Source organism: Xanthomonas sp. CPBF 426 (assembly GCF_903989465.1).
GTDB lineage: Bacteria > Pseudomonadota > Gammaproteobacteria > Xanthomonadales > Xanthomonadaceae > Xanthomonas > Xanthomonas euroxanthea.
This window is the reverse complement of record NZ_LR861805.1, coordinates 3,764,130-3,790,565: the sequence shown is the minus strand read 5'-3', so window position 1 is coordinate 3,790,565 and position 26,436 is coordinate 3,764,130. Positions and strand designations below refer to the sequence as shown.

Annotated in this window: 16 protein-coding genes; 7 read left to right on the top strand and 9 right to left on the bottom strand. The window is 66.4% G+C overall.

What is annotated here, in order from left to right; translation table 11 throughout:
- Positions 1–302: 302 nt before the first annotated feature.
- The 3 genes from H7A87_RS16010 to H7A87_RS16000 form a co-directional block, all read right to left on the bottom strand.
- Entirely contained in the window at positions 303–1,079 is a 777-nt protein-coding gene (locus tag H7A87_RS16010; protein ID WP_232087982.1) for a DUF1460 domain-containing protein, read from the bottom strand.
- 365 nt (positions 1,080–1,444) lie between these two features.
- Positions 1,445–4,090 carry a PAS-domain containing protein gene (locus tag H7A87_RS16005; RefSeq protein WP_119127969.1) on the bottom strand — a complete coding sequence of 882 codons (2,646 nt, stop codon included), beginning with the start codon at positions 4,088–4,090 and terminating at the stop codon, positions 1,445–1,447.
- Between the two features lie 215 nt (positions 4,091–4,305).
- On the bottom strand, positions 4,306–5,478 hold the full coding sequence (locus H7A87_RS16000; protein WP_104584013.1) for a porin: 1,173 nt from the start codon (positions 5,476–5,478) through the stop codon (positions 4,306–4,308).
- Positions 5,479–5,764: 286 nt separating this feature from the next.
- On the opposite strand from H7A87_RS16000, the gene H7A87_RS15995 reads away from it, so the two are divergent.
- Both H7A87_RS15995 and H7A87_RS15990 read left to right on the top strand, forming a co-directional pair.
- Positions 5,765–7,111 carry a dicarboxylate/amino acid:cation symporter gene (locus H7A87_RS15995; RefSeq protein ID WP_104584014.1) on the top strand — a complete coding sequence of 449 codons (1,347 nt, stop codon included), beginning with the start codon at positions 5,765–5,767 and terminating at the stop codon, positions 7,109–7,111.
- A gap of 198 nt (positions 7,112–7,309) precedes the next feature.
- Positions 7,310–9,619 carry an NADP-dependent malic enzyme gene (locus H7A87_RS15990; protein ID WP_119127378.1) on the top strand — a complete coding sequence of 770 codons (2,310 nt, stop codon included), beginning with the start codon at positions 7,310–7,312 and terminating at the stop codon, positions 9,617–9,619.
- A 323-nt stretch (positions 9,620–9,942) separates the two neighbouring features.
- Here the strand turns inward: H7A87_RS15990 and H7A87_RS15985 are convergent, their stop codons facing one another.
- Positions 9,943–13,305, bottom strand: a complete 3,363-nt coding sequence (locus H7A87_RS15985) for a GH92 family glycosyl hydrolase (protein WP_119127382.1) — start codon at positions 13,303–13,305, stop codon at positions 9,943–9,945.
- Between the two features lie 315 nt (positions 13,306–13,620).
- Here H7A87_RS15985 and H7A87_RS15980 point away from each other — a divergent pair, with 315 nt between their 5' ends.
- Genes H7A87_RS15980 through H7A87_RS15970 form a run of 3 tightly spaced genes read left to right on the top strand, consistent with a single transcriptional unit; the run spans position 13,621 to position 16,256 of the window.
- Positions 13,621–13,818 carry a zinc-finger domain-containing protein gene (locus H7A87_RS15980; RefSeq protein WP_006451050.1) on the top strand — a complete coding sequence of 66 codons (198 nt, stop codon included), beginning with the start codon at positions 13,621–13,623 and terminating at the stop codon, positions 13,816–13,818.
- 10 nt (positions 13,819–13,828) lie between these two features.
- Positions 13,829–14,941, top strand: coding sequence for a glycosyltransferase (locus H7A87_RS15975; protein WP_119127384.1), 1,113 nt, complete (start codon positions 13,829–13,831; stop codon positions 14,939–14,941).
- Positions 14,922–16,256 (top strand): O-antigen ligase, encoded by a 1,335-nt coding sequence (locus H7A87_RS15970; protein ID WP_104648811.1) that lies wholly within the window; start codon positions 14,922–14,924, stop codon positions 16,254–16,256. Before H7A87_RS15975 ends, H7A87_RS15970 begins: the two co-directional genes overlap by 20 nt.
- Positions 16,257–16,316: 60 nt before the next feature.
- On the opposite strand, the gene H7A87_RS15965 is transcribed toward H7A87_RS15970, so the two are convergent.
- Entirely contained in the window at positions 16,317–17,237 is a 921-nt protein-coding gene (locus tag H7A87_RS15965; RefSeq protein ID WP_104584018.1) for an LpxL/LpxP family Kdo(2)-lipid IV(A) lauroyl/palmitoleoyl acyltransferase, read from the bottom strand.
- A 76-nt stretch (positions 17,238–17,313) separates the two neighbouring features.
- Here H7A87_RS15965 and waaA point away from each other — a divergent pair, with 76 nt between their 5' ends.
- Positions 17,314–18,630 (top strand): lipid IV(A) 3-deoxy-D-manno-octulosonic acid transferase, encoded by a 1,317-nt coding sequence (gene waaA, locus H7A87_RS15960; RefSeq protein ID WP_119127386.1) that lies wholly within the window; start codon positions 17,314–17,316, stop codon positions 18,628–18,630.
- An 830-nt stretch (positions 18,631–19,460) separates the two neighbouring features.
- On the opposite strand, the gene H7A87_RS15955 is transcribed toward waaA, so the two are convergent.
- The 4 genes from H7A87_RS15955 to H7A87_RS15940 all read right to left on the bottom strand — a co-directional run bounded on the left by H7A87_RS15955 (position 19,461) and on the right by H7A87_RS15940 (position 23,137).
- On the bottom strand, positions 19,461–19,832 hold the full coding sequence (locus tag H7A87_RS15955) for a hypothetical protein (protein ID WP_147421056.1): 372 nt from the start codon (positions 19,830–19,832) through the stop codon (positions 19,461–19,463).
- Between the two features lie 451 nt (positions 19,833–20,283).
- Positions 20,284–21,678 (bottom strand): TolC family outer membrane protein, encoded by a 1,395-nt coding sequence (locus H7A87_RS15950; RefSeq protein WP_119127388.1) that lies wholly within the window; start codon positions 21,676–21,678, stop codon positions 20,284–20,286.
- A 20-nt stretch (positions 21,679–21,698) separates the two neighbouring features.
- A complete protein-coding gene (locus H7A87_RS15945; RefSeq protein ID WP_119127390.1) occupies positions 21,699–22,355 on the bottom strand; it encodes a protein-L-isoaspartate O-methyltransferase in 657 nt (218 codons plus the stop codon).
- A 128-nt stretch (positions 22,356–22,483) separates the two neighbouring features.
- On the bottom strand, positions 22,484–23,137 hold the full coding sequence (locus tag H7A87_RS15940; protein ID WP_104584022.1) for a TetR/AcrR family transcriptional regulator: 654 nt from the start codon (positions 23,135–23,137) through the stop codon (positions 22,484–22,486).
- A gap of 267 nt (positions 23,138–23,404) precedes the next feature.
- Here H7A87_RS15940 and H7A87_RS15935 point away from each other — a divergent pair, with 267 nt between their 5' ends.
- Positions 23,405–26,416 (top strand): ligand-binding sensor domain-containing diguanylate cyclase, encoded by a 3,012-nt coding sequence (locus H7A87_RS15935; protein ID WP_180497040.1) that lies wholly within the window; start codon positions 23,405–23,407, stop codon positions 26,414–26,416.
- Positions 26,417–26,436: the final 20 nt, after the last annotated feature.

The following is a 26,436-nucleotide window of genomic DNA, read 5'->3' as shown; positions in this document are numbered from 1 at the left end:
TCCGCTAGGCAAAGTCAAATGGGAATCGTTCTCGATAGTGTAGCAGGTGCAGTCGCCCGGGTGCCGGGCACGCTACCGGCGGGTGCGCGAGTGCCGGCGTCGCGCCGACCTCCATGCGATGCTCAGCGGCGATCGTGCAGATCCGCACGCTGCGTTGGCATCGCACGTTTACCCAGTGCGTGCTGCAGCGGGAGATGGGCGCCCACGCCCACCGACATGGTGTGGCGCCGGCAATGCACTAGCGGAGCGGATCGAGACGATGCTTGCCGCCGGACTGGCGGTTGCCCGCATCGCGACCGGGATCAGGGCCTGGCCCTGTAGACGACGATGCCCTGCGTGCGGGCGACGTACTCCATGAACGGCGAGTCCACGACCTTTTCGTTTTCCGGGCGCGATGAGGCATTGCGCAACACCGGGCCCCGGTCGGTCATGACGAAGATGCCGACATGGCTGACATCCAGCCCGGGCGCCGGCGAGTACCTGCCCACATAGTCGCCGGTGCGCAGTTGCCGGACCACCGTGCTGTCCACATCGGCGGCGGGGATGTAGGTGATGGACCGCTGCACCAGCGGCAATCCGGGCAGATAGTTGCTGCCGTCGGCCTTGAGGTTGAGTGTCTTGTCCACGCGCACGGCCCTGGGGCTGAGCGTTGCGGTGATGTCGTCGGCAAGTGGGTAGGAACGTGCGACCCAGTCCGAAAAGAAGTGCTTGCGCGAGGTGAAGCCGATGACGCCATCGACGTAGCGGGTGAGGACCACGCGATCGACGAAATCCTGCTGCGAATGGGCGTGGCGCGCCGCTTCGACATAGTCCAGGTAGGTGAAGCAATCCAGGCCCCTGAAGTCGATGATCAGCCGCTCCGGCACGGTGGCCGAGCCCTGCAGCATGTTGGCCTGATACGGCGTGCCGAGAAATTCCGCCGAGAGCAGCTTGATCAGATGCCCCGGACTCAGGCCGCGATGCGTGGATGCCTGGTGCAGCACGCGGTCCAGGGTCTGCAAGGTGTACGGGTCCATGTCAGCGCGCACCGGGCCGGAGGGCGGCACGGTCGCCGATGGCGTGGACGCCTGCACGGGCATATCCGCCGCGCAACCTGCGGCGAGCAACGCGGTCAACATCACGGAGGCAGGCCTGAACATGAGGGCTCCACAAGTTTCCGGGGGAGAAACATCGGCAGGTGAGCTGTGCACGATGCAGACGTGGGCAGCAATGGACACACGCACTGTAGCGCCATCGCCAACGCGCGCTTGAGGCAGCACGCACTTCGGTACGCTGAAACGATCCGGCGAAACTCGCCAGACCGCGCAGGGCCAGGAAATCGCCGCATGGGACGCGTGCAGCACGGCGCGCCATCATTCGGCCTTTCGCGGCAAGCAGGCCGGAAGCGTCGCGACACGCCCAACGCAGCCCGTTGTTGCCTGTCGATGCTGCGCGACGGCGCAGCTCACCCGCGCCGCAACAGCATCTGCGTCATCAGGGCACGCAGCGCCGGCGGCCGCACCGGCTTGGCCAGGAACCCCCAGTCCAGGTCGAGCGCATGTTCACGCAGCGCCGGGTCGGGTTCGGCGGTGACCAGGATGACGCGCGGTTCGCGTTGCCAGCGCGCCACCAATTGCGGCAGCAATATCGGGCCGTAGTGCTCGCCCATGCGCACGTCCAGCAACAGCAGCTCCGGCACCTCGTCGGCGTTGGCGGCGGCCAATGCCTCGTCGGGGCCGCCGGCAAAGTCCACGCGGCATTCCCAGCGTTGCAGCAGCGCGCGGCTGGCCTCGCACACGCGCGGGTCATCGTCCACGCACCACACGCGGCAGCCGTGCAGGATCGGGTCATTGGCGGTTTCAGCGCTGGCGATGGGCGGTGGCAACTGCCTGGCGATGGAGGCGCGCTCGCCCAGCGGCACGGTCACCGAAAACACACTGCCGCTGCCCAGGGTGGAACGCAGGCTGATGCGGTGGCCGAGCAGGCGGCCGATGCGCTCGACGATCGCCAGGCCCAGACCGGCGCCGCGGTCGTTGGCCACGCCGTCGTCCAGGCGCCGGAATTCTTCGAAGATCTCGTCCTGCAAGGCCTCGGGAATGCCGGGCCCCTGGTCATGCACTTCGATGCGCAGCCAGCCGCCGCGACGACGGCAGCCGATCAGCACGCGCCCACGCGGCGTGTAGCGGATGGCGTTGGACAGGAAGTTCTGCAGGATGCGCCGCAGCAGGTTCTCGTCGCTCAACACCACCGCCGAGGTGGGCACCCAGTCCAGCACCAGGCCGCGGTCTTCGGCAAGGATGCCGAACTCGCGGGCCAGGGTTTCCAGCAGCGGGGCGATGGCGAAGTCGCGCACCCGGGTCTTCAGGCTGCCGGCCTCCAGCCGCGAGATGTCCAGCAGGCTGTTGAGGATGGCGTCCTGCGCGGCGAGCGCGCCTTCGATGTTGTCGACCACGCGCGCGCTGCCGGCCTCGCGCACCTGCCCGCGCAGCACCGAGACGAACATGCGTGCGGCGTTGAGCGGTTGCAGCAGGTCGTGCACGGCCGAGGCGACGAAGCGGGTCTTGTAGCGGTTGGCGCTCTCGGCCTCGCGCTTGGCCGCGGCCAGGTCGCGGGTCCGTTCGGCCACGCGGTGTTCCAGCGCATCGGCCAGCGAGCGCAGTTCGCGCGCGGCGTTCTTGTAGCTGGTGATGTCGGCATAGCTGGTGACGAATCCGCCATCGGGCAGCGGATTGCCGCGGATTTCCAGCACCGTGCCGTCTTCCTTCTCGCTCTCGCGCATATGCGGCTTGCCGCTGCGCAAATGGTTCAGGCGGCGCTCGATCGCCGCTTCGATCGGCCCCGGTCCGAGCAGGCCGCGGCGTGCGTTGAAGCGGAACAGGTCTTCGATCGGGCGGCCGATCTTGAGCAGTTCCGGCGGGAAGCGGAACAGTTCCACATAGCGCGAATTCCACGCCACCAGCTTGAGCGCCTCGTCGATCACCACCACGCCCTGCGGCAGGTGTTCCAGGCTGCGGCTCAGGCCGGCATTGGCCTGTTGCGCGGCGGTGACCACGCCATCCTGCGCGGTCCGCAGCTCTTCGGCATGTTGTTGCAGCAGCGTTTCCAGCTCGTGCCGGCTGCGCTGGCGCAGGGCGGACAGGCGCCGCCGCTGCTGCACGAACAACCACAGCAAGGCCAGCGCCAACCATGCACCGGCGGCGGCGATCGCAGCGGCGCGACCGGCCGCCGCGCTGGCGCGGGTATCGTGCAGCAGATGCAGGCGCCAGCCGCTTTCGGGCACCTCCAGGGTCTGCCACAGCACCGGGCCGGCGAGCGGTGGGTCGCTGACCTCGGCCAGCACGCCACCGTTGCCGGTCTGCTCGATCAGCCGGCGCCGCAGCGGCAGCAGGCCCTGATCGGCGTATTGGCGGGTGCTGCGCAATTCGCTGCGGTCGCGCAGGCTCAGCGGCGCCAGCATGCGGTAGCGCCACTGCGGGCGGCTGGCCAGGAACACCACCTGGTGCGCGTCGGAGGCCAGCACGATGTCCGGGGTCTGCAGCCACTCGCGTTCCAGCGCGGCCAGCGCGATCTTGATCACCACCACGCCCTGCACCTGGCCGCCGGCGTCGACGATGGCCTGCGACAGGAAGTAACCCGGCTCGCTGGTGGTCATGCCGATGCCGTAGAAACTGCCGCTGCCGTTGGACAATGCCTGCTGGTAATACGGGCGGAAGGCGTAGTCCACGCCCACGTTGCTGCGCGCCCCGCGCCAGTTGCTGGCAGCCAGTGCCAGGCCGTCGCGGTTGATGAGCGTCAGCGTGGAGGACTGGGTGACGTTGTTGGCGCGCTCGAGTTTGCGATTGAGCCGTTCCACCTGCGCGGCTGATAACGGCCCGGAGACGGCCGCGCGCAGTTCCGGGTCCAGCGCCAGGATCTGCGGCAGGGTGCGATAGCGATCGACGCGTTGCTGCAGGGCCTGCGCATACAGGCGCAGCTGACGCCGCACGGTGGCGCTTTCCTCGTGCAGGGCGTTCTGTTCGACAAAGTGCCCGGCCGCCAGCATGGCCACCAGCATGCCGCCCAGCACGATGGTCAGGGTGAGCAGCAGACGGCGGCGTTGCGAGGCGTACATGCCGACAAGTATGGCGGTGCGCCGCTGCATCGTGCAGCTATCGGCACCGGGCCTGCGCCAGGCGCCGACACCGCCGCAGCCAAACGCATGCGGCCGCATCCCCGAAAGGAGGCGGCCGCAGGGGCACGTGCGCTGGTGTGGGTTGCCGCCTTGGCGCGTCGAAGCGAAGGCAGCGCGCGGCCGACCAGGCCCGGGTTAGCTGTGCGCCATCACGCTCAGAACTGCACCTGCGCGCGCAGCTCCATCACGTGCGGGGTTTCATGCACGCCGTTGCGCGTGGCATCCACCCAGCTGTAGTTGGCCTGGAACTTGAAGTGGCTGGTGAGGTACCAGTTGGCGCCGATGGTGGTGTCGTGCTGGCGGCCGCCGCTGACGCGGTTGTCTTCCAGGTCCAGGCGGCTGTAGCGGGCGGTCAGCTCGACCGCGCCGTAGTCGTGCGCCGGCTTGATGTTGCCCGGTACGCCGCCGGCATAGCTGCGCGACTCGCCGGTCAGCGTCCAGGTGCCATAGAGGTACTGGCCCTGCGCGATGTAATGCGGCTGGTTGTCGTTACGTGCCACCTCGGCGCGCAGAGCTTCGCTCTGCAGCGAGAACGGGCCGTGGATCCACACCGCTTCCACGCCGGCGCGGATCACATGGTCCACGTCGAGAATGGTGCCGGTGTCGATCAGGCGCACGTCGGTCAGGCCGGCTTCCGGGCGGGCACGCAGGCGCACGCGCGGGCTGAACGACACGCCGCGGCCGTCGCTGAAGCCACGCGGGTTTTCCACCGAGCCGGCCAGGCCCAGGTGCAGCACATTGCCTTCGGCCTTGAACGGGGTCCAGGCGGCATGCACGGCCTGGGTGGTGCCCGGGTTGTCGCCCTGCAGATCCTTGCCGCCGTACGCGCCGGCCTGCAGCAGATACTGCTGGCGCTCCAGCGTCCATTCCACGCCGGTACGACGGCCCTGGAACACCGCCTGGACCGGCAGGCCCAGTTCCATGAAGCTGCCCGCACGCGAGCTCTGCACCGCTTCCAGGCCCACCGGCACCTTCATGTAGCCCAGCCGCACGCGACCGTAATCCTGGCCGAACACGGCCTTGGTCTCGACGCGGAAGAACACGTCCAGCCACAGCTTGGCTTCGAAGTCGAAATACACCATGGCGTCGTAGACGCCCTTCTTCTTGAGGGTGGCGCCGAACTCCTTGCGGCGGAAGTCGGTGCGGTCTTCCAGGCGATCGTCGCCGGAGAAGTTGTTGTCGTCGTAGGCGTAGTTGCCGGTCAGGCCGAGCTCGGTGCCATCACCGAAGGTGTACTTGGTGGGCCAGTTTTCCAGCGAGGTGGCCGCATTGGCGGCTGCGGGCGCGGCGGCGATGGCCAACGCGAGAACGAGCGGATTGAGGCGCATAGGTGTGGTCTTCGGCAAGGAGAAAGGGCCGGGCGTCCTGCCATGGCGGTCGCACTGAACAGCTTCAGCAAGCGCGCAGGTTCCGGACGGCCAACGACACAACAATCGGTGTCTGCGTTAAATGGGATTAACGGCCGGTGGCGACGCCGCTGAAGTGTAAGGCGACGTTCAGCCCGGCGACAGTGCGTAGTACCAATGGGCTATCGGCCCGGGCTGCGACGTACGGCCAGAATGCCCGCACCGGGTGCCTGCTCAGGCCCCCTCTATGTTCCCTCGGAGTGGTGTCATGCACATCAGCAAGCCTGCCGGCCCCTTGCCGGCGCCCGTCCCCTTTTACCGTCAGCTGTATTTCCAGGTGGTGGTGGCGATCGTCCTGGGTGCCCTGCTGGGCCACTTCGAGCCGGCCTTCGCCGAAAGCCTCAAGCCGCTGGGTGATGCCTTCATCAAGCTGGTGAAGATGATCATCGCCCCGGTGATCTTCCTGACCATCGTCACCGGCATCGCCGGTATGACCCACCTCAAGACGGTGGGCCGGGTCTTCGCCAAGTCGATGACCTACTTCCTGTTCTTCTCTACGTTGGCGTTGATCGTGGGCATGATCGTGGCGCACGTGGTGCAGCCCGGCGCCGGCATGAACATCAATCCGGCCGAGCTGGACCAGAGCGCGGTCAACACCTACGTGCAGAAGTCCCACGAGCTGAGCCTGGTCGGCTTCCTGATGGACATCATCCCGGCCACGCTGGTCAGCGCGTTCGTCGATGGCAACATCCTGCAGGTGCTGTTCGTGGCGGTGCTGTTCGGGATCGCGCTGGCCCTGGTCGGCGAGCGTGGCCAGCCGGTGCTGAGCTTCCTGGAAGCGCTGACCGCGCCGGTGTTCCGCCTGGTGCACATGCTGATGAAGGCCGCGCCGATCGGTGCATTCGGTGCGATCGCCTTCACCATCGGCAAGTACGGGGTGGAATCGCTGGTCAACCTGGCCTGGCTGGTGGGCTCGTTTTACCTGACCTCGCTGTTCTTCGTGCTGGTGATCCTGGGCATCGTCTGCCGTCTGTGCGGCTTTTCGGTGCTCAAGCTGATCCGCTATCTCAAGGCCGAGTTGCTGCTGGTGCTGGGCACCTCTTCATCGGAGTCGGCGCTGCCATCGCTGATGGAGAAGATGGAAAAGGCCGGCTGCGAGAAGTCGGTGGTGGGCCTGGTGGTGCCGACCGGCTACTCGTTCAATCTGGATGGCACCAACATCTACATGACCCTGGCCGCCTTGTTCATCGCCCAGGCCACCAACGTGGACCTGACCCTGGGCCAGCAGATCACCCTGCTGGCGGTGGCGATGCTCAGCTCCAAGGGTGCGGCCGGCGTGACCGGCGCCGGCTTCATCACCCTGGCCGCCACGCTGTCGGTGGTGCCGGACGTGCCGGTGGCCGGCATGGCGCTGATCCTGGGCGTGGACCGCTTCATGAGCGAGTGCCGCTCGCTGACCAACTTCATCGGCAACGCGGTCGCCACGGTGGTGGTGTCGCGCTGGGAAAATGCGCTGGACCGCGATCAGCTCAAGCTGGTGCTGGATGGCGGCTCGCCGCCGCTGCAGGCACCGGTGGCCTCGACCGACGTCGTCGCCCCGATCAGCGCGCGCTGATGCTTCCTACGGCCCTGCATTCCGTCGGCGCTGCCGGCGGGATGCAGGGCCGTTTCCACATCCAGCCAGCACTGGCCGCAATGCATGCCGCGTTGTGGCATGCGATCTTCCTGCCGCCGCGACAGCTGCGCGACAGGCCCATGTTCAGGCAGGGGGGTAGAATTCAGCCCTCCTGCGCCTTCGAGACCCACAACGCCGATGTCCAACGACGACTTCAAACAGGCCGCCCTCGACTACCACCGCCAGCAGCCGGCCGGCAAGATCAAGGTCACCGCGACCAAGCCGATGCTGACCCAGCGCGACCTGTCGCTGGCGTATTCGCCGGGCGTGGCCTTCGCCTGCGAGGCGATCGTCGAAGAACCCACCCAGGCCAGCGAGCTGACCGCGCGCGGCAATCTGGTGGCGGTGATCACCAACGGCACCGCGGTGCTGGGCCTGGGCAACATCGGCCCGCTGGCGTCCAAGCCGGTGATGGAAGGCAAGGGCGTGCTGTTCCAGAAGTTCGCCGGCATCGACGTGTTCGACATCGAGATCAACGAGAACGACCCGGACAAGCTGGTCGACATCATCGCCAGTCTGGAGCCGACCTTCGGCGGCATCAACCTGGAAGACATCAAGGCGCCGGAGTGCTTCATCGTCGAGCGCAAGCTGCGCGAGCGCATGAACATCCCGGTGTTCCATGACGACCAGCACGGCACCGCGATCATCGTCGGCGCCGCCGTGCTCAACGCGCTGGTAGTCACCGGCAAGAAGATCGAAGAGGTCAAGCTGGCCACCACCGGCATGGGCGCGGCCGGCATCTCCTGCGTCAACATGCTGGTCTCTCTGGGCCTGAAGCCGGAGAACATCCTGGCGCTGGACCGCGATGGCGTGATCCACACCGGCCGCACCGACCTGGACCCGGACAAGCAGCGCTACGCGCGCGACACCGACAAGCGCACCCTGGCCGAGATCGTCGAGGGCGCGGACATCTTCCTGGGCCTGTCGGCGGCCGGCATCCTCAAGCCGGAAATGGTCGCCACGATGGCGCGCCAGCCGGTGATCTTCGCGCTGGCCAATCCCAACCCGGAAATCACCCCGGAAGCGGCCAAGGCGGTGCGCCCGGACTGCATCATCGGCACCGGCCGCTCGGACTACCCGAACCAGATCAATAACGTGCTGTGCTTCCCGTACCTGTTCCGCGGTGCGCTGGACGTGGGCGCCACCGGCATCAACGAAGAAATGAAGATCGCCTGCGTCAAGGCGATCGCGGCGATGGCACGGCGCGAGGCCTCCGACCTGGGCGCGGCCTACGGCGGCGAAACCCCGAGTTTCGGCCCGGAATACCTGATTCCGCGTCCGCTGGACCCGCGCCTGCTGGTGGAGCTGTCGTCCGCCGTTGCGCAGGCGGCGATGGATTCGGGCGTGGCCACGCGCCCGATCGCCGACATGGAGGCCTACCGCGACAAGCTCGGCCAGTTCGTCTACCGCACCAGCCTGATGATGAAGCCGGTCTACGACCGTGCGCGCGCCGACAAGCAGCGCGTGGTGTATGCCGAAGGCGAAGAGGAAGTGGTGCTGCGCGCGGTGCAGAACGTGGTCGACGAAGGCCTGGCCTTCCCGATCCTGATCGGCCGCCCGGACGTGATCGAAGCGCGTATCGAACGCATGGGCCTGCGCCTGACCGCCGGTGTGGATTTCGAGATCACCAACATCCTCGACGATCCCCGCTTCAACGAATACTGGCAGTACTACCACGCGCTCACCGAGCGTCGCGGCGTGACCGTCACTGCCGCCAAGGAGCTGATGCGCTCGCGTCCGACCCTGATCGCCGCGGTGATGGTGGCGCGTGGCGAAGCCGATGCGATGCTGTCCGGCGTGGTCGGCCGCTTCCACAAGAAGCTGGGCTACGCACGCAGCGTTATTCCGCTGGAACCGCGGGTGAGCTCCACCTCGGCGATGACCGGCGTGATCAACCAGCTGGGCGTGTTCTTCTTCCTGGACACGCATGTGCAGGAAGACCCGACCGTGGAGCAGGTGGTCGAAGCGACGCTGCAGGCCGCGTACCGCCTGAAGCTGTTCGGCATCGAACCCAACATCGCGCTGCTGTCGCACTCCAACTTCGGCAGCCACGACTCGCGCGATGCGCTGAAGATGCGCCAGGTGCGCGAGGCCCTGCTCAAGCGCAAGCCCGAGCTCAACATCGATGGCGAAATGCAGGGCGACACCGCCTGGGACGAAGCACTGCGCAAGCAGATCATGCCCAACAGCACGCTCAAGGGCCGCGCCAACCTGTTCGTGCTGCCGAACCTGGAAGCGGCCAACATCGCCTACAACCTGGTGCGCGTGTTCACCGACGGCGTGGCGATCGGCCCGATCCTGATGGGCATCTCCAAGCCGGTGCACATCCTCACCACCAGCGCCACTTCGCGCCGGGTGATGAACATGACCGCGATCGCGGCGGTGGATGCGCAGATCCGCCGGCAGCGCGATGCCGAGAAGAACGCCAGCGAAAAAAGTAGCGGTTGAGATCCCCCCACCGGGAAGACATCAAAGACCGATCCGCGAGCGGCACCAGACGCACCGCGCCAAGCCCCTCTCCTCCCGGGGCGACAAGGCACTGCTTGCGCGCCACTGGCACGCGTGCCTTGAAGCGCCCGCGCCGCAAGCGCGGGCCGGGGCGCGGAGCGGGGGTTGGGGCGAGGGTACGGCTCACCAGCGCTGCTGACATCGCGGTGGGACCTCGCTCCGGCAGCACCCGTGCGAATCCGTCGATTGCGTGAGCGGGTGCCTGCATCCTGCAGTCGCCTGCCTGCAGAAAGCAGCATAATCAGCGCTGCGAGACCGGCGCCTCAACGCACCGCAGGTTCCGCCCCCAGCAACTCGATCTCCGCCAGCTGCACTTTCGCGGGCGCACTGAATCGCAGCCGATACTCGGTATACGCACCAGGTGTGGCAATACGAAACGGCCGCGTCTGCAACGGCCAGTCGAACGCTTCCTCAAGGCGCTGATCGACCACCGTCCACGCACCATCGGCCGTACGCGCTTCCAACGTCCAGCCACTGGCCGCAATGGCCGCGTTGCCGTTGGTCAGTGTGTAGAGCGTGGGCGTGCCGCGCGCCATGCCACTGAGCGTCAGCGTCGATGTCGATGCAACTGCAGCGACGGTTCCCGCATCGTCGTCATGCAGGGCAGCGACCTCGCCACCATCGGCCAGCGTGATGCGCGCCGTGTCTCCGAGCACATCACGTAACGGGGCAGGGCGCTTGCCCGCAGGGGTCAGCGACGGTGGCGCATCGTTCGGCCCGGTGCCCCAGCGCGAGGGCGCAGGCCCCATCACGAAGTCCAGCGTCGCCCCCCTGGCGATGTCCGCATGCGGCAACCATGTCTTGCGCCAGGGCTTTCCGTTGACCTTGAGCGATTGCACGTACACGTTCTGCGGCGAATTCTGCGGTGCATTGACCGTCAGCGTCCCGCCATCGGGCAACCGCACGCTGGCATGCTTGAACAGCGGTGAGCCGATCACGTATTCCGGCGCACCCATGCGCAACGGATACAGGCCCAGTGCCGCGAACAGATACCACGCCGACATTTCGCCGTTGTCCTCATCACCGGGATAGCCCTGGCCGATCTCGCTGCCCAGGTACAGGCGTGCCAGGATCTGGCGGGTAATGCGTTGCGTCTTCCACGGCTGCCCGGCGTACAGATACATCCACGGGATATGGTGGGCGGTCTGGTTGCTGTGCGCATACATGCCCATCCGCACATCGCGCGCTTCGGTCATCTCGTGAATGGTGTTGCCGTAGGAGCCGGCGAACCTGGCCTCGGCGGTCTCGGGGGTGGCAAAGAACGTATCCAGTTTCGCTGCCAGGCCCACGCGTCCTCCATACAACGCCGCCAGGCCTTCACCGTCGTGCGGTGCGGTGAATGCAAACGTCCAGCCGCTGGACTCGGTGTAATCGTGGCCCCACACGCGCGGGTCGTACCGTGCCGCGTCCACGCGCCAGTGGCCGTTCGGTGTGCGGCCCTGGAAAAAACCGATCGCCGGATCGAACAACGCCGAATAGCCCGCCGCGCGCTGACGAAAATAAAGTGCCTCGGTCGTGTAACGCTCGCGCGCCGTGGCCGTCTTTGCCTGTCCGGCCAGCGCATCGGCCATGTTGGCGATACCGAAATCGTTGAGCGCGCCCTCCATCGACCACGACATGCCTTCGTGCGTATCGGTATCGGCATAACCGCGAAAGGTCGAACGCGCCATGCCCTTGCGGCCGACGTGCCTGTCGGGCGCCACCACGGTGGCGTTCTTGCGCGCGGCAACGTATGCCTCGGCCGGATCGAAGCCCTGCACGCCCTTGCGCCAGGCATCGGCAAACGCCACGTCGGAACTGGTGCCGACCATCAGATCGGCATAGCCGGGCGACGACCAGCGCGCCACCCAGCCGCCCGCGCGCGACTGCTCCAGAAAGCCTTGCACCAGCGCGCCGGCAGCGTCGGGGGCGAACAAGGCATACGCCGGCCACGCAGTGCGGAAGGTGTCCCACAAGCCGTTGTTGACGTAGACCCGGCCATCGCGGATCGGCGCGAAACTGCGCACCGCGCTGCCGTCGATGTTGTCGTCCGACCAGCTGCTCTGGCTGGCGTAACGCCAGTCCGGGGCACTGGCGCTGCCGACATTCTCATGGCCGGAGTTGGGATACAGGTGCAGCCGGTACAGGTTGGAATACAGCGTGGTCTTCTGCTCGGCGGTGGCGTCGGGCACCTCCAGGCGCCCCAGCAACGCATCCCAGGCGTCCTGCGCCCGCGCGGCGACTTGCTCGAATGTTGTCTGTGGTGCGATTTCCAGTGCCAGGTTGTGCCTGGCCTGCTCGAGCGAGATCAGCGAGGTGGCGATGCGCATCTGCACTTGCCGGGTGCTGCCGGCAGCGAACTTGATCCAGCCGGTGGGCCGGCCGGTGTCGCTCAGGCCGCTGGTTTCCCACGGCGTATCGAAGCTGGCATGGACATACATGCGCGTGGCGCCGGTCGACAGCCCGCTACGCACATCGGTGTAGCCGGAGAGTGTCTGTGTCGCCGCATCCAGCCGCAGCCCGCCGCGCGCGTCCACATTGTCGAACACCAGATTGGCATCGCCCTGCGCCGGGAAGCGAAAGCGGAACAACGCGGCATGGTCGGTCGGCGCAATCTCGGCCTGGATCCCGTTGTCCAGCTGCACCGCGTAGCGATAAGGGCGCGCAGTTTCATTGGTGTGCGAAAACGCCAGCGCACGCTGTCGGCGATCGGCTGGCGGCACGCCGGCCGCCAGCGACGGCATCACCTGAAAGGTCTGGCGGTCGCCCATCCACGGGCTGGGCTGATGGCTGAGCGACAACGCCTGCAGGCGCGGGCGATTGTCCGCATCGTTGTGTTCGTTCCAGCGATACAGCCAGGTCAGCGTGCCCGCATCGGTCACCGGCGTCCAGAAGTTGAAGCCATGCGGCACCGCGGTTGCCGGGAAATTGTTGCCGCGCGAGAACGTGCCATTGGACTGCGTGCCGCGCGTGGTCAGCACCCAATCCGACGGACGCGTTGCCGGCGTGAGCGGTACCACGGCAATGGCGATATCGTCGATCCAGCCGGCACCGGGCGCGCCTGCCGGCGGTGCAACTTCCAGCTCGATCGCACGCACATGGCGCCCACGCAGACCGGCCACGTCACCCAGCCGCACCGCCTTGCGCGCCCATTGCTGCGGATACAGCGTCTTCGACTCGCCTTGCGCCCGCGCACCGAGCGCGACGCCATGTTGATCCCGCGCAGCACTGGCCGACACGCGTGTGCCGTCGTCCAGCAGCAGGTCCAGCGACACATAGGTCGATGCCACATGCTCGCCACCCAGGCTCTCGGGCAATACCAGCCAGGACAGCGTGGTATCGGCACCGATCGGGATATCGCCGGTCAACAAGGTGCGCCGCCCACCTGCGCCACGACTGTCGTACCGCAGGGCATGCGCACCGCTGTAGCCGGCGTTCGGCTTGGCCGCATACGGCGCGGCCGGACCGGTGCCGATGGCAATCTGCACATCGCCCGCCGCCGCGCTCACCGGCAACGGCTGGCCGGCTTCGAACGAGGTCGACAACCCGGTCGCCGCACTCACCGATAACGGCGCAGCGACGCCCAGGGCAACGACCAGCCGGAACCACAGGTCACGCGGATGCAGCAACACAACAGACGAGGTCACGTGGCGATGTCTCCTTGGGTGCGATGCTGCAGGGCAGGTCCGGCCTGCCGAGGCAGGCGAGCCGGGCACGCGCACGCCGGGGCGGTGCGCCATTGTCCGGCGATGATAAGCGCGATGTCCGGGTGTGGCTGCCTGGCGCTGCCGGCCCAGCAAGGGCCAGGCCAGCCGGGGCTGCCGCATCGCTCCCCGACGCTGGCGGCGCCCGGGCGGCTGTTGAGAGCATCACCACCCGAACCGGTATGGCCGGTCAATGGGCCGATCACCACGCAGGCTGCTAGAATCCGCGCTCTGCCTTGTCTCTACGATCGTGCCGCCATGAGCCAGACCGCCACCGCGCCCGCCAATGCCGAATCGCGCTACACCGTGCATCGCGGCGATCTGCCGCTGAGCTGCCCGACGCCGCAGATGGCGTTGTGGAACTCGCATCCGCGCGTGTATCTGCCGATCGAAGACGAGCCCAACTGCGAAGCCAAGTGCCCGTATTGCGGCGCGCTGTTCGTGCTCGCCGACTGATCCTGGCCGGATGCACCGCCTGACCGTGGTGCAACTGCTGCCGGCGCTGCAGTCCGGCGGCGTCGAGCGCTCCACCCTGGAAATCGCCGCTGCGCTGGTGCGCGCCGGCCACCGCGCGGTGGTGGTCTCGGCCGGCGGCCGCCTGGTCCAGCCGCTGCTGGAGGCGGGCGGCGAACATCTCACCCTGGATATCGGACGCAAGTCGTTGCTGACCTTGCGTCACGTGGTCGGCCTGCGCCGGCTGTTCGCCGAACTGGGGGCCGACATCGTGCATGCACGTTCGCGCCTGCCGGCCTGGCTGGGCTGGTACGCGTTGCGCGGCATGCCGCAGGCCACCCGGCCGCGCTTCGTCACCACCGTGCACGGGCTCAACTCGCCCAGCCGCTACAGCGCGGTGATGACCTATGGCGAGCGGGTGATCTGCGTCTCGCAGACGGTGCGCGAGTACGTGTGCACGCACTATCCGCAGACCGACACCGCGCGCCTGCGCACGATCCCGCGCGGCGTCGATATCGCCCAGTTTCCGCGTCGCCCGCAGCCGGACCGCCGCGCGCGCAGCTGGGCACAGACCGTGCTGCCCGGCTTGCCGGCCGATGCACCACTGCTGCTGCTGCCCGGGCGCGGCACGCGCCTGAAAGGGCACGCCGACGGCCTGCAATTGCTCGCCGACGTGCGCGCTGCCGGCGTGCCGGCCTGGTTGTGGCTGCCGGGTGCACGCGAGCCGGGCCGTGATGCCTATCTGCGCGAGCTGGAAGCAGAGGCCGCCAGACTGGGCGTGGCCGATGCGGTCGCCTTCACCGAACCCACCGCACGCATCGCCGAGGCCTATGCCGCCAGCGATCTGGTGCTGCAGCTGTCGCGCAAGCCCGAGGCCTTCGGCCGCACCGTGGTGGAGGCCCTGTCGGTGGGCCGGCCAGTGCTGGGTTGGGCGCACGGCGGCGTCGGCGAGCTGCTGGCCGAGTTGCAACCCGGCGGCGCTGTGCCGGCCTTCGATGCCCATGCCTTGCGCACCCAGGCGCTGCAGTTGCTACGGCAGGCGCCGACACCGCCCGCCGTGCTCCCCTATACGTTGCAGGCCATGCAAGCGGCCACCCTGAAGGTCTATGACGAACTCCGCCGCTGAGGCCATCCCACCCGCGTCCGCGCTGACCCCCGACGCCGGTCGCTGGGCGCCGCTGTGGGTGCTCCTGTTCGTGGCGCTATGGCCCACGCCCGGGCTGGCCGAGACGGTGTTGTCGCTGGGCGCGCTGTTTGCGGCCTACCGCCTGCTGCATGCGCGGTTCCGTGGCGGCACCCGGCTGCTCAGTGGTGCGGCCTGGGCGCTGACCAGCGTGCTGTTCTTCGCGTACTGGTTGCCGCAGATGCTGTCGGCGTTCGATGCGGTGGACGTGGGGCGCGCGCTGCGCAAGTCGGCCACCGATCTGCGCTATCTGCCGTTCATGTGGTTGTGCGCGATCGCGGTGGCCAATGCGCAGCGGCGTCGGCGCACCTTCACCGGCCTGGCGGTGATCGGCGGGGTGTGGACACTGGATGCGCTGCTGCAGGCCGTGTTCGGCAGCAGCCCGTTGTTCTTCGGCCTGGATCAGATCAAACAGCTGATCAGCGGGCATGGTCTGTGCACGCCGCAGGAGCTGGCCCTGGTCGACCGCCTCAGCGGCGTGCTGGGGCCGTGCAATCTCAAGTTCGGTCAGACGCTTGCGAGCCTGTCGCCCTTCCTGCTGCTGGCACTGGGGCGGCGCAATGCCTGGGCCTGGGCGGGCGCTGCGGCGGCGGTCGGCGTGGTGCTGGTGCTGGCGGGGTCGCGGGCCTCGTGGATCACCTACGGCGTGATCGTGCTGCTGTCCGGCTGGCAGTTGCTGGGTGGCCGCCGCCTGCTTGCGGTGGCGGTGGTTGGCGCGCTGCTGGCGGCCGGCGTGGTAGCGGTGGCGCCGCAGGCGCGCGAGCGGATCCAGCGCACCGCGCTGGCCTTCAGCGATGACCAGCAGGGCGTCGACCAGGCCTTGTCCGGGCGTGCGCAGATCTGGGGCGCAGCGCTGTGCATGATCCACGCGCATCCACTCAATGGGGTGGGCGCCCGCGGCTTCCGGCAGGCGTATCCGGCCTGCAATCCGGCACCCGCGCAGGCGCCGGCCTGGGGCGATGGGCCGGCCTTCCATGCGCACCAGATCGTGCTGGAAATCCTGGCCGAAACCGGGGTGATCGGGTTGCTGCTGTGGCTGGCCGGTGCGGCGCAGGCCTGGCGCGCGTGGCGCTATTCCAGCCTGGCCGCGCGCGAGCAGGCACGCCCGGCGATGATCGCACTGGTGGCCACGGTGTTCCCGCTCAACACGCATCTGGCGTTCTATTCCAGCTTCTGGGGCGGGCTGAGCCTGATGCTGGCCGGCCTGTATGCCGGTGCCTTGCTCAACGACGACGCAGATCAGCCGCCGCCGCGCTGATTCTCCCTGCATCTTGCGGTGCTGCGGCGGCAGGCGCCGCCTGCATCCAGATACGCGATATCAACGATAAAAATCGCTGCGCCCACCCGGTTGGCGTTTGAAGCGCCGATGGATCCACAGGTACTGGTCCGGCGCCTCGCGCACCATGTCCTCGATCGCCGCATTGACCTGCGTGGTATCGGCGATCACATCGTCGGAAGGGATGTCTGCCAGCGGCGGTGCGATCTTGAGGAGGTAGCGGCCCCCTTCGCGCCGGTGGAAGTACGGCACCACCGCGCAACCGGTCAGCCGCGCCAGCTGGTGGGTGGCGGTGATGGTGGAGGCCGGATGCCCGAAGAACGGCACGAACACGGTGTCCTTGCCGCGCATGTCCTGATCCGGCGCGTACCACAGGAAACCGCCGCGCTTGAGGTGCTTGATGGTGGCGCGCAGATCCTCGTTGGCGAACATGTGCGTGGCATAGCGCAGTCGCCCGCGCTTGACCGCCCACTCGAACACCGGGTTGCGATGCCTGCGGTACATGCCGGCCAGCGGCACGTAATCGCATAGCAGCCGCCCGCACATCTCCAGCGTCATGAAGTGGCCGGACACCAGCAACACGCCGCGTTTTTGTTCCTGCAGGCGCTGCAGGTGTTCCAGCCCTTCGACCTGCACGCCCGGGCGGATCGCATCGATGCTGCCCCACCAGGCGCGCGCGAATTCGAACAGGCCCACGCCCAGCGCATCGAAACTGTCGCGCAACAGCCGCGCCCGCCAGGCATCGTCCTGTTCGGGAAAACACAGCTTGAGGTTGACCTCGGCAGCGCGCCGACGCGTGCCGGCCAGGCGCATCGCGATCCAGCCCACGCCACGCCCCAGCGCACGCTGCAGCATCCAGGGCAGGCGTCCGGCGATCACCATGACGGCAAGGGCCAGGTACATCGGCCAGTGCCTGGGATTGCGCAGGGAAGGGCGGACAGCGACGTTGGCGGGCTCGGACATGGGCCAATTCTAAGGGATCATGCGCGCGCGGCAGCGTGTACATGCGCACGCCGCAACGCTCCCGTATCCTGCACCGATGCGGAAAGACCCGATCGAATGGCTGTTGCGCGGACTGTACTCGGCGCTGTTGTACCTGTTGCTGCCGGTGACGGTGTACCACCTGGTGTGGCGCGGTTTTCGCGTCCGCGAATACTTCAACCGCTGGAACGAGCGCTATGCCTCCTACACGCACGCCTGCGGTCGCCCGCGCGTGTGGGTGCATGCGGTGTCGGTGGGCGAGGTCAATGCCGCCGCGCCGCTGGTCAACGCCTTGCGTGCGCAGCGCCCGGATATCCGTTGGGTCATCACCACCATCACCCCCACCGGCTCCGAGCGCGTGCGCGCGGTCTGGGGCGATGCGGTGGACCACGTGTATCTGCCCTACGACGTGCCCGGCAGCGTCGGTCGCTTCCTGGAGCATTTCCGCCCGCGCCTGGCGTTGATCCTGGAAACCGAGCTGTGGCCGAACATGTTGTTCGGCTGCCGCGACCGCGGGATTCCGGTGTACATCCTCAACGCGCGGCTGTCGGCGCGCTCGCTGCGTGGCTATCGCCTGCTGGCACCGTTGATCAGCCGCGCGCTGCGCACCGTCACTTGCGTAGCGGCACAGTCGCACGACGATGCCGAACGCTTCGTCACGCTGGGTGCGCGGCCCGACCAGGTGATCGCGCTGGGCAATCTCAAATTCGATATCGCCGCGCCTGCGCAGCTGCAGGCCCTGGTCACGCAGTTCCACACGCACGTGCCGGCCTCGCGGCCGGTGTGGATTGCCGCCAGCACGCACGAAGGCGAGGAGGCGGCCGTGGCTGACATCCATGCGCGCCTGCTGCTGCAGTTTCCGGATCTGCTGATGTTATGGGCGCCGCGCCACCCCGAGCGCTTTCCCAAGGTCGAGGCCGTGGCGCGCGAGCGTGGCTGGGCCGTGTCCACGCGTAAAAGCCAGCAATGGCCGCAGGCGCGCGACAAGGTGTTTGTCATCGATACCCTGGGCGAGCTGATGAGTTTCTACGCCTGTGCACAGGTCGCCTTCGTCGGCGGCAGTCTGCAGCCGATCGGCGGGCACAACCTGCTCGAGCCGGCGGCAGTCGGCACGCCGGCCGTCACCGGCCCGCATCTGCACAATTTCTCGGAGATTTCGCGGCGCATGCGCGAGGCCGAGGCGGTGACCATCTGCGAAGATGCCGACAGCGTGTACCACGATCTGGCGCGCCTGCTCGGCGACCCTGTCCAGCGTGAAGCGATGGCCGCGGCAGGGCTGGCACTGGTCGCCAACGGCAAGGGCGCGGTGGCGAGGACGCTGGTGCAGATCGCGCCGCACCTGCCGCCGGTGGTGAGCGAGGGTGCCGTGTCCTGAGAATGTGGTTATACGATATCAGCCTGGCTGGCAGCAACTGCCGGTGCAACATCCACAGAGTAAACGAAGCAAATAGGGGCAGCATTTCCGCGTTGTTCTGGGCTAGGCCGTGATTGCGGACCTTGGCGTAGCTCAACTGGCGCTTTGATCACTCGAAATGGGTGCTCCGCCATCGCGCGAACGTGACTTTGAGTTTTTCAAGCGCTGTTCTCGAGCACGCTCACTCTTGTTGTCGATGTTTGAATCGTCGATTCTGGCGACGATGAAGAATGCAGCCCAGCAGTCCTACCGTTTTTCGTATTTTACGCACCCGTGTGTAGTCGCTTTCGCTGAACACTGGTCTCTTTGCCATGCATCACCATGGCATCGGTAACATCAGTAGCTGGGCAACGGACGTGGTGCACCGCCCCGGACGACTCCTCCATGCCGATAGACCGCTTCCCAAGCGAAAATTCTTGGAAGCAATCGCTGCAGTCGCCGGCGCATGCGATCCAGTGTAGTGCATTGAATGCCGCGCGTAGTGCTTGCTCGGGCTGCGGTACCTGTGCATCCATTAGTGTTAAAAAGAGCCGCAAGGAATAAATTTCAGTCAGAGATATCTGTCGGATATGATCATGGATGCTTTGTCCAGATAGGTTGGTCTGACAGTAGTGAAGTTAGTATATTGCTTTATGGTGTTGTTGTGACATTTCCCGGGCAGCGTTTACCTTGTCACTACCGAGTGCGTTTTTTAGGTGGCGGAGGTTCGGTATTCTGGGCCGGTGTGCTCAAGCAGAACGCGGGTTGATCAGACATCATTTTCCCGCGTTCTGCCGTTCGTGGCACGTAGGTTATGGGGACGCGCAGATTGTGTAGATATTTATGATCGTCGGTCCGTTTACATAACCGTAGGTGCGCCAACCATTGCCGTTCGGGTAGCTTCCTACCGGTGAAAACCGACCCGCATTCATGACCACCTGTCTGGTGTTTATGTTGTTGTTCTCTGGCAATCCTCCAACAAATTGGACGCTGTTCGGATCGCCAGTATTCCACCCACCAGAGATGGGGGTGAAACCACCAGGGCACTGTGGAGTGGCATCGACGGTCTGGGCGCCTGATGAGCTCGTATGTGCTTCCACTACAGTCTGGTAAGTAGCGGCTTGGACAGATGAAACGGCTAGCAATGAGACTGCAGCAAAAAACGGCAAAAGCAGGGTCTTCATAACAGCTCCATATTATCGGGAGATGCCGGGATGATATTACTCAGAGTTCCGCAGGTAAGCGGCCCTCTTCACCACGTCCGGTAGATGTAGGCTCGCACTTAAATGGAATGTTCTATGTAGGTTTGTGCCGAGGTGTGGTGTCAGATTTCCCCTAGGTGTTGATTGGTGCTAGCTATTTCGGGGGGGGGTATATAAAGATTAAGTGAAAAATTCGTTTTATGCTAAAAAATATATTTCGATTGCGAACAATTGCATGTTCCGATGAGTGACCGGAAGGCTAGTAGCTCCTGACCATTCTATAATCGTAATTTTCTACCTATGGTCTCTCACAATAACTAGACATACATGGAAGTCAGTTTTCGTCAGACTACGCTTTGGGACAGGTATCGAGAATTTCGCGCATAAAAAAGGCGGGCTTGCGCCCGCCTTTTCAGTCACATGTCGGCTTGCGTTACTGCAGCGAGCCACTGCCCTGCAGCTTGGACTCGGCATCCTGCGACAGCAGCCGGTTCACATCCTGCAGGTCGGTGATGTTGAGCTTGCCGATCGCCTGGCCCAGCAGCAGGCGGTTCTGCAGGAAGGTGTAGCGCGACTGTGCATAGTTCAGCTGCGCCTGGAACAGGGTGCGCTGGTTCTGTACCACGTCCAGCACGGTGCGCGTGCCGACTTCCAGGCCGACCTGCGAGGCGTCGTATGCGGCCTGGGCGGAGACCACGGCCAAGCGACGGGCTTCCACTTCGCTGATGCCGGCAACCACGGTCTGGTAGGCATTGCGCGTATTGCGGTCCAGCGCGCGCTTCTGCTGCTCGTAGGTGTCCTGCTGGATATCGCGGCGTGACAACGCCTGGCGCACGGCCGACTGGGTGGCACCGCCGGCAAAGATCGGAATCGACAGCGTAAGGCCGATCGAATCGGTGTCGATATCGCGACCCTGCGTGGTGAAGTTGCCCGCGGCCTGGTCAGCCGCCGCCTGGCCGCCCCAGCTATTGCTGCGGCCGACATTGGCGCCGAGGTTCAAGGTCGGGTAATGGCCCGCACGTGCGGCATTGACCTGCGCCTCGGCCGCGCTGACCTGCAACTGCTGCGACTTCAGCGCCGGGTTGTCGGCGATGGCAGTGGCCACCAACTGATCGACATTGCTGTACGCCGCCGGGACTTCGGGGCGGAAGTCTTCGGGAAGTGCGCGCAAGGACGTGACCGGCTGGCCGGTGAGTTCGGTCAAGGCCTGGTAGTAATCCTTCAAGGTGTTGCGCGCATTGATCGTGTCGGCACGCGCCTGGTCGTACTGGGCGCGCGCTTCATGCACGTCGGTGATCGGGGCCAAGCCCACTTCCAGCCGCTTGTCGGCGTAATCGAACTGCTTCTTGGCGGCCGCTTCGTTGGTCTCTGCCGCCGCCAGCGATTCGATGCCGACCAGGACCTGGAAATATGCCGCCGAGGTGCGGGTGATCAGGTCGTTGTTGGCCGATTCCAATGTGAAGTCGGCTGCCTTTGCCACTTCGCGCTGCGCACGCAGATTGGCGAACTGCGCCCAGTTGAAGATGGTCTGGCTGCCCTGGATCGAATACTGGCGCTGCTTGGTGGTCGAGCGCCCCTCGTTGAGGTTGTCGATGGTATCCAGCTTGCGATGTGCCTGGGTGTACCCGGCGGTGCCGTCCAACTGCGGCAACAACGCCGCACGCGCCTGCACTTCGCCCTCCCGATTGACCAGGCGGGTGGACTCGGCCACTGCCAGCTGCGGATCGCCGTTGCGGGCCATTTCGTAGACCTGCAGCAGATCGGTGGCGTTCGCGGCCATCGGAGACAGGGCGGCGGCCAGCGCCAGGACGAGGGATCGGCGGATCATCGGGGAAGCTTCCTTGGGAATCAGAATTGGAATCGGGGCGTCGGTGCGGCGCCCTGGAGATGGGCGAGGTCGGTTTCGAACAACGATTCGATGCGCGGAGCGTTGACGTCGCCACGGACCAGGACCGCTTCCATCACCGGTTCGTGACCGCGGACCACGAACAGGCGCCCGTTCGGCCGCAGCCATTGCAGCCATTGCGTCGGCAGCGTATCGACCGCGCCGGTCACGCAGATGGCATCGAAGCGGCGCTCGCTCTGCCAGCCGAACACGTCGGCGGTTTCGATCCGCACGTTGCTGCCCAGGCCGCTGCTGTCCAGATTGGCGCGGGCAGCGGCGGCCAGGGCCGGATCGATCTCCAGGCTCAGCACTTCGCGGGCCAGCGCGGCCAGGCAGGCGGTGGAAAACCCGCTGCCGGTGCCGATTTCCAGCACGTCTTCGCCCGGCTGCAGGTCCAGTGCCTGCAACATGCGGCCTTCCACTACCGGCTTCATCATCTTGTGGCCGGCCGACAGCGGGATTTCCACATCGACATAGGCCAGGGTCTTGTAGGCCTCGGGCACGAAGGCCTCGCGCGGCAGGCGCGCCAGCACGTCGAGCACACGCAGGTCCAGCACGTCCCACGGCCGGATCTGCTGTTCGACCATCTTTTCGCGGGCCTGGGAGAAATCGATCGTCATGGTGCGGTTATCCAACGCGGTGGGGCAGGCATTTTACCGGTGCACGGGGCAACTGGCGCATCTAGCATCGCTGCGCGCCGGCAAACGACGCAGTGCCGGAAGTCATCGCCACCAAAGGCCGGGGGCGGTCAGCGCGGCGCATACGCCCTCAAGAAGAAATCCACACTGGCCTGCAAGTGCTCGTCCACCTGCGCGCGGGTGGGCTGGCCGTGCAGGCCGCACATCATCAGCGCATACAGCTCGCCCTTGAGCAGGCAGAAGAACTGGGACGCGGCGCGTGCCACATCGTCGATCTTCAGCTGCCCGTCGGCCACGCGTGCGGACAGGAAATCGGCCAGCGCCCGTTGGGTTCGCTTGGGGCCGGCATCCCAGAACATCTCGCGTACATGCACGTCGCCCGTACCGGGCGCCATCATCATGCGGTGGGTGGCAATGGCCGACTCGGTGCTGACCATGGCGAAGAAGGCATCGGCGATTTCGATCAGCTGATCGCGCAGCGCGCCCTCGGGAGCATGATCGAACAGGTCGTCCGGCATCATATGCTGGCATTGCGCACGGATCGCCTCGGAAAACAGGCTCTCCTTGTCGCCAAAATGGCTATAGACGGTGAGCTTGGACACGCCCGCCTGGGCGGCGATGCCATCCATGCTGACCCCGGCATACCCCTGCTCCATGAACATGGTGCGGGCAGCGCCAAGAATGGCGGCGCGTTTCCCAAGATCCTTGGGCCGTCCGGGGCCGTTGCTCCTGGCCTTGGACTTGAGGGGGGGCGAGCTGGACATGCTGCCAATACTAGACCATCGGGTTCTATATTTATACTCGCTGCCGGTGGAATGCAGGCAAGCGCTCAGGAACGGCCGCGCCCAGGCGTTAGCTGCGCACCAGCTTGGTTATGGCCGGTAATTGTTTCGGCTGAATGCCTCCCGGTGTCATGGTGCATCCCATCGGTGTGGGGAATCCACCTAGCGCGTTGAAAAACCCCCGGTGATAGATTGGCTAACGGTCTGTCGGCGCACGTCGGCAGCCCCTTTGGCCAGCACAACGAGGGGATGGGGAGCGTGGACAGGGTCGGGGCGCATGCGCAGACGGGCTGCGTCCGCAGCACATGCGTGCGGCGGACCGGGCTGCTGTGGCGATGGGCATTGCTGGCCTGCGTGCTGTTCGGCGTCTGGCCGGCCGGCGCCCAGCCGCCGACCCATACCGCGTACCACACCGTCACGCGCTGGAGCATGGACGACGGCCTGCCGCACAATCTGGTGCATGCAGTGGCGCAGGGCGCCGATGGCCTGATCTGGCTGGGCACCTGGGAAGGTGTGGCGCGCTTCAACGGCCGCGACTTCACCGTGTATGACCGTCAGAACACACCGGGCGTCGAGCTGGGGGGCGTGTTCGTGGTGACACGCGACAGCGCTGGCGGGATGTTGTTCGGCACCGCCTTCGATGGGGTCTACCACTACCAGGATGGCCACTGGCAGCAGCTGGGCGATGCTTCGGCGCGGCACCTGGCAGTCAGTGCACTGCTGCGCTGCGCCGATGGCGCATTGTGGGTGGGCACGCCGCAGACGCTATACCGCATCGAGCCGGACGGGCGGGTGGTGGACGTCGGGCGCCAGGCCGGCCTGCCGCGCGCGCGCATCACCGCGCTGGCGGCCGATGCCGATGGCGATTTATGGGTAGGCACCGAAGTCGGGCTCTATCGTCTGCCCCGCGATGGCATTGTGGCCGAGGCCTGGGGCAAGGCACATGGCATGCGCGCCGCACCGGTGCGACGGCTGGCCAGCGATCGTCAGGGCGGCCTGCTGGTCGCTGGCGACGACGGCGTGTGGTGGTGGAGCCGCGGTGGCGGACTGCAGCGTTTCCGGCAAGGCCAGCGGGTGGATGCATTGCTGCTGGATCGGCGCGGGCATCTGTGGATGAGCCTGCCATCGGGCACGCTGGTGGTGCATGGCGGCGCGGGTACGCCGGACGAACAGATCGCCATTTCGGGCGTCGCCAGCCCGGCGTTGCTGGAAGACGCCGAGGGCCTGATCTGGGTCGGCAGCACGCACGGCCTGTTCCGCATCGCCGAAGGCGCCGCGCATGGCGTCACCCACGAAGACGGCCTGGCCTCGGACTACGTGCGCACGGTGTTGCAGACCGGCAACGGCACCGTGTGGGTGGGCAGCGCGGTGGGCCTGGACCGCTGGCACAACAACCGGATCAGCCGCGTGTCGGTGGTGCCGAACGAGGGCGGCCGCGTGCTGGAGCAATCGGTGCTGGCCCTGGCCGATGCCGGCGATGGCGGCGTCTGGGCCGGCACGTACAGCCAGGGTGTGGTGCGCCTGGATGCGCAAGGGCGCGTGCTGGCACGCATTGGTGCGGCCGACGGCCTGCCGTCGCTGTCGGTACGCGCGGTGTTGCCCGATGGCCAGACGCTGTGGATCGGCACCACCGCCGGGCTGGTGCGCTGGCGCGATGGCAAGGCACGCCGCTTCACCGCCGCCGACGGCGTACCCGATGGCTCGGTGCAGGTGCTGTATCGCGATACGCAGGGCAATGTGTGGATCGGCACCGATCGCGGCATGACCGCGCTGTCGGCAAATGGCAGTACGCGCGCATGGCTGGGCGAGCAGGATTTCCCCGGGCAGAACGCGTTCGACTTCCTGCGCGATACCAATGGCGACCTGTGGATCGCCAGCGATCGCGGCCTGCTGCGCCTGAGTGGAGAGACCTTCCGCGTCTACGACCACCGGGTCGGGCTGCCGCGCGACAAGGTGTTCCGGGTGATCGACGACGGCCGGGGTTATTTCTGGTTGTCGAGCAACCACGGTGTGTTCCGCATCGCGCGCAGCGACTTCGACCAGCTCGATGCCGGCACGCGCGAGCAGTTGAGTGTGGAGGTGGTGGATCGCAGCGACGGCATGCCCGGCAATCAGGGCAATGGCAGCAGCGCGCCGGCCGGCTGGATGACCCAGTCCGGGCAGTTGCTGTTTCCTACCGCTGCGGGCCTGGGCGTGATCGATCCGGCGCGCGTGGGCACCCTGCAAGGCCATCGCGTGCCGATCGTGTTCGAGCGGCTGCTGGTCGACGGCACGGTGCAGCCGCTCAATGGCTTGCATCGCTTCGGCGCAGAGACCCGGCGCATCGCCATTGTCTATGCGGGGCTGAATTATCGTGGCCCGGACAAGGTGCGCTACCGCTACCGGCTGGAAGGCTTCGACCCGGACTGGGTGGACGCCGACAGCGCCAGCGAAGCGGTCTACACCAATCTGCCGCCGGGCCGTTTCCGTTTCCGCGTCCAGGCGATGTCGCTGCCGGTGGACTGGCGGCAGACCGCGCTGGTGGGCGAATCCAGCCTGGTGATCGCACTGGCGCCGCCGTGGTGGCGGCGTGGCGAAGTGATCGCCCTGGGCATCCTCGGACTGGGCAGCCTGATCTACGGGCTCTATCTGTGGCGCACCGCCAGCTACCGCCGTCGTCAGCGCCAACTCAATACGGTGATCGACGCACGCACCCGTGAGTTGAGCGACAAGAACCTCGCGCTGCAGCAGGCCAGCCAGGAGCGCGAAGCCCTGATGCGCCAGCTCGAATACCGCGCCAGCCACGACGTGCTGACCGCCTTGCCGAATCGGCGCGAGGCCGAGCGCGTCCTGCAGCAATGGTTCGATGATGCGCGCGCCGGTGGCCCTTCATTGGCTTTGGTGCTGATGGATATCGACCATTTCAAGCGCATCAACGACGAGTACGGCCATGAGGTCGGCGATGCGGTGCTGCGCGCGATCGGCGAAGCATTCAATGAGCAGGATCAGGCGCAGTGCTTCGCCGCGCGCCACGGTGGCGAAGAGTTTCTGCTCGCGGCAGTGGGGGTGGACGTTGCACAGGCACGCGCGCTGTTCGAGCGCATGCGCCAGCGGCTGGCGGCGATCGGCATCGAGACGCAGGGCACGACGGTGCGCTGCACCGCCAGCATGGGCATGGCGATGAGCGATGAAGCACCGAGCCGCCGCGAACTGCTGGCACTGGCAGACCGCCGCCTGTACCAGGCCAAGCGGCTGGGGCGCGACCGCTTGGTGGATCAGTAAGCCTGTCGCGTTGCCAGGGG

Bases quoted from the DNA above. Each gene is read 5' to 3' on its own strand.
- H7A87_RS16010 (WP_232087982.1), bottom strand. From the start codon at position 1,079: ATGCCCGTGCAGGCGTCCACGCCATCGGCGACCGTGCCGCCCTCCGGC.
- H7A87_RS16005 (WP_119127969.1), bottom strand. From the start codon at position 4,090: ATGTACGCCTCGCAACGCCGCCGTCTGCTGCTCACCCTGACCATCGTG.
- H7A87_RS16000 (WP_104584013.1), bottom strand. From the start codon at position 5,478: ATGCGCCTCAATCCGCTCGTTCTCGCGTTGGCCATCGCCGCCGCGCCC.
- H7A87_RS15995 (WP_104584014.1), top strand. From the start codon at position 5,765: ATGCACATCAGCAAGCCTGCCGGCCCCTTGCCGGCGCCCGTCCCCTTT.
- H7A87_RS15990 (WP_119127378.1), top strand. From the start codon at position 7,310: ATGTCCAACGACGACTTCAAACAGGCCGCCCTCGACTACCACCGCCAG.
- H7A87_RS15980 (WP_006451050.1), top strand. From the start codon at position 13,621: ATGAGCCAGACCGCCACCGCGCCCGCCAATGCCGAATCGCGCTACACC.
- H7A87_RS15975 (WP_119127384.1), top strand. From the start codon at position 13,829: ATGCACCGCCTGACCGTGGTGCAACTGCTGCCGGCGCTGCAGTCCGGC.
- H7A87_RS15970 (WP_104648811.1), top strand. From the start codon at position 14,922: ATGACGAACTCCGCCGCTGAGGCCATCCCACCCGCGTCCGCGCTGACC.
- H7A87_RS15965 (WP_104584018.1), bottom strand. From the start codon at position 17,237: ATGTCCGAGCCCGCCAACGTCGCTGTCCGCCCTTCCCTGCGCAATCCC.
- waaA (WP_119127386.1), top strand. From the start codon at position 17,314: ATGCGGAAAGACCCGATCGAATGGCTGTTGCGCGGACTGTACTCGGCG.
- H7A87_RS15955 (WP_147421056.1), bottom strand. From the start codon at position 19,832: ATGAAGACCCTGCTTTTGCCGTTTTTTGCTGCAGTCTCATTGCTAGCC.
- H7A87_RS15950 (WP_119127388.1), bottom strand. From the start codon at position 21,678: ATGATCCGCCGATCCCTCGTCCTGGCGCTGGCCGCCGCCCTGTCTCCG.
- H7A87_RS15945 (WP_119127390.1), bottom strand. From the start codon at position 22,355: ATGACGATCGATTTCTCCCAGGCCCGCGAAAAGATGGTCGAACAGCAG.
- H7A87_RS15940 (WP_104584022.1), bottom strand. From the start codon at position 23,137: ATGTCCAGCTCGCCCCCCCTCAAGTCCAAGGCCAGGAGCAACGGCCCC.
- H7A87_RS15935 (WP_180497040.1), top strand. From the start codon at position 23,405: ATGGGGAGCGTGGACAGGGTCGGGGCGCATGCGCAGACGGGCTGCGTC.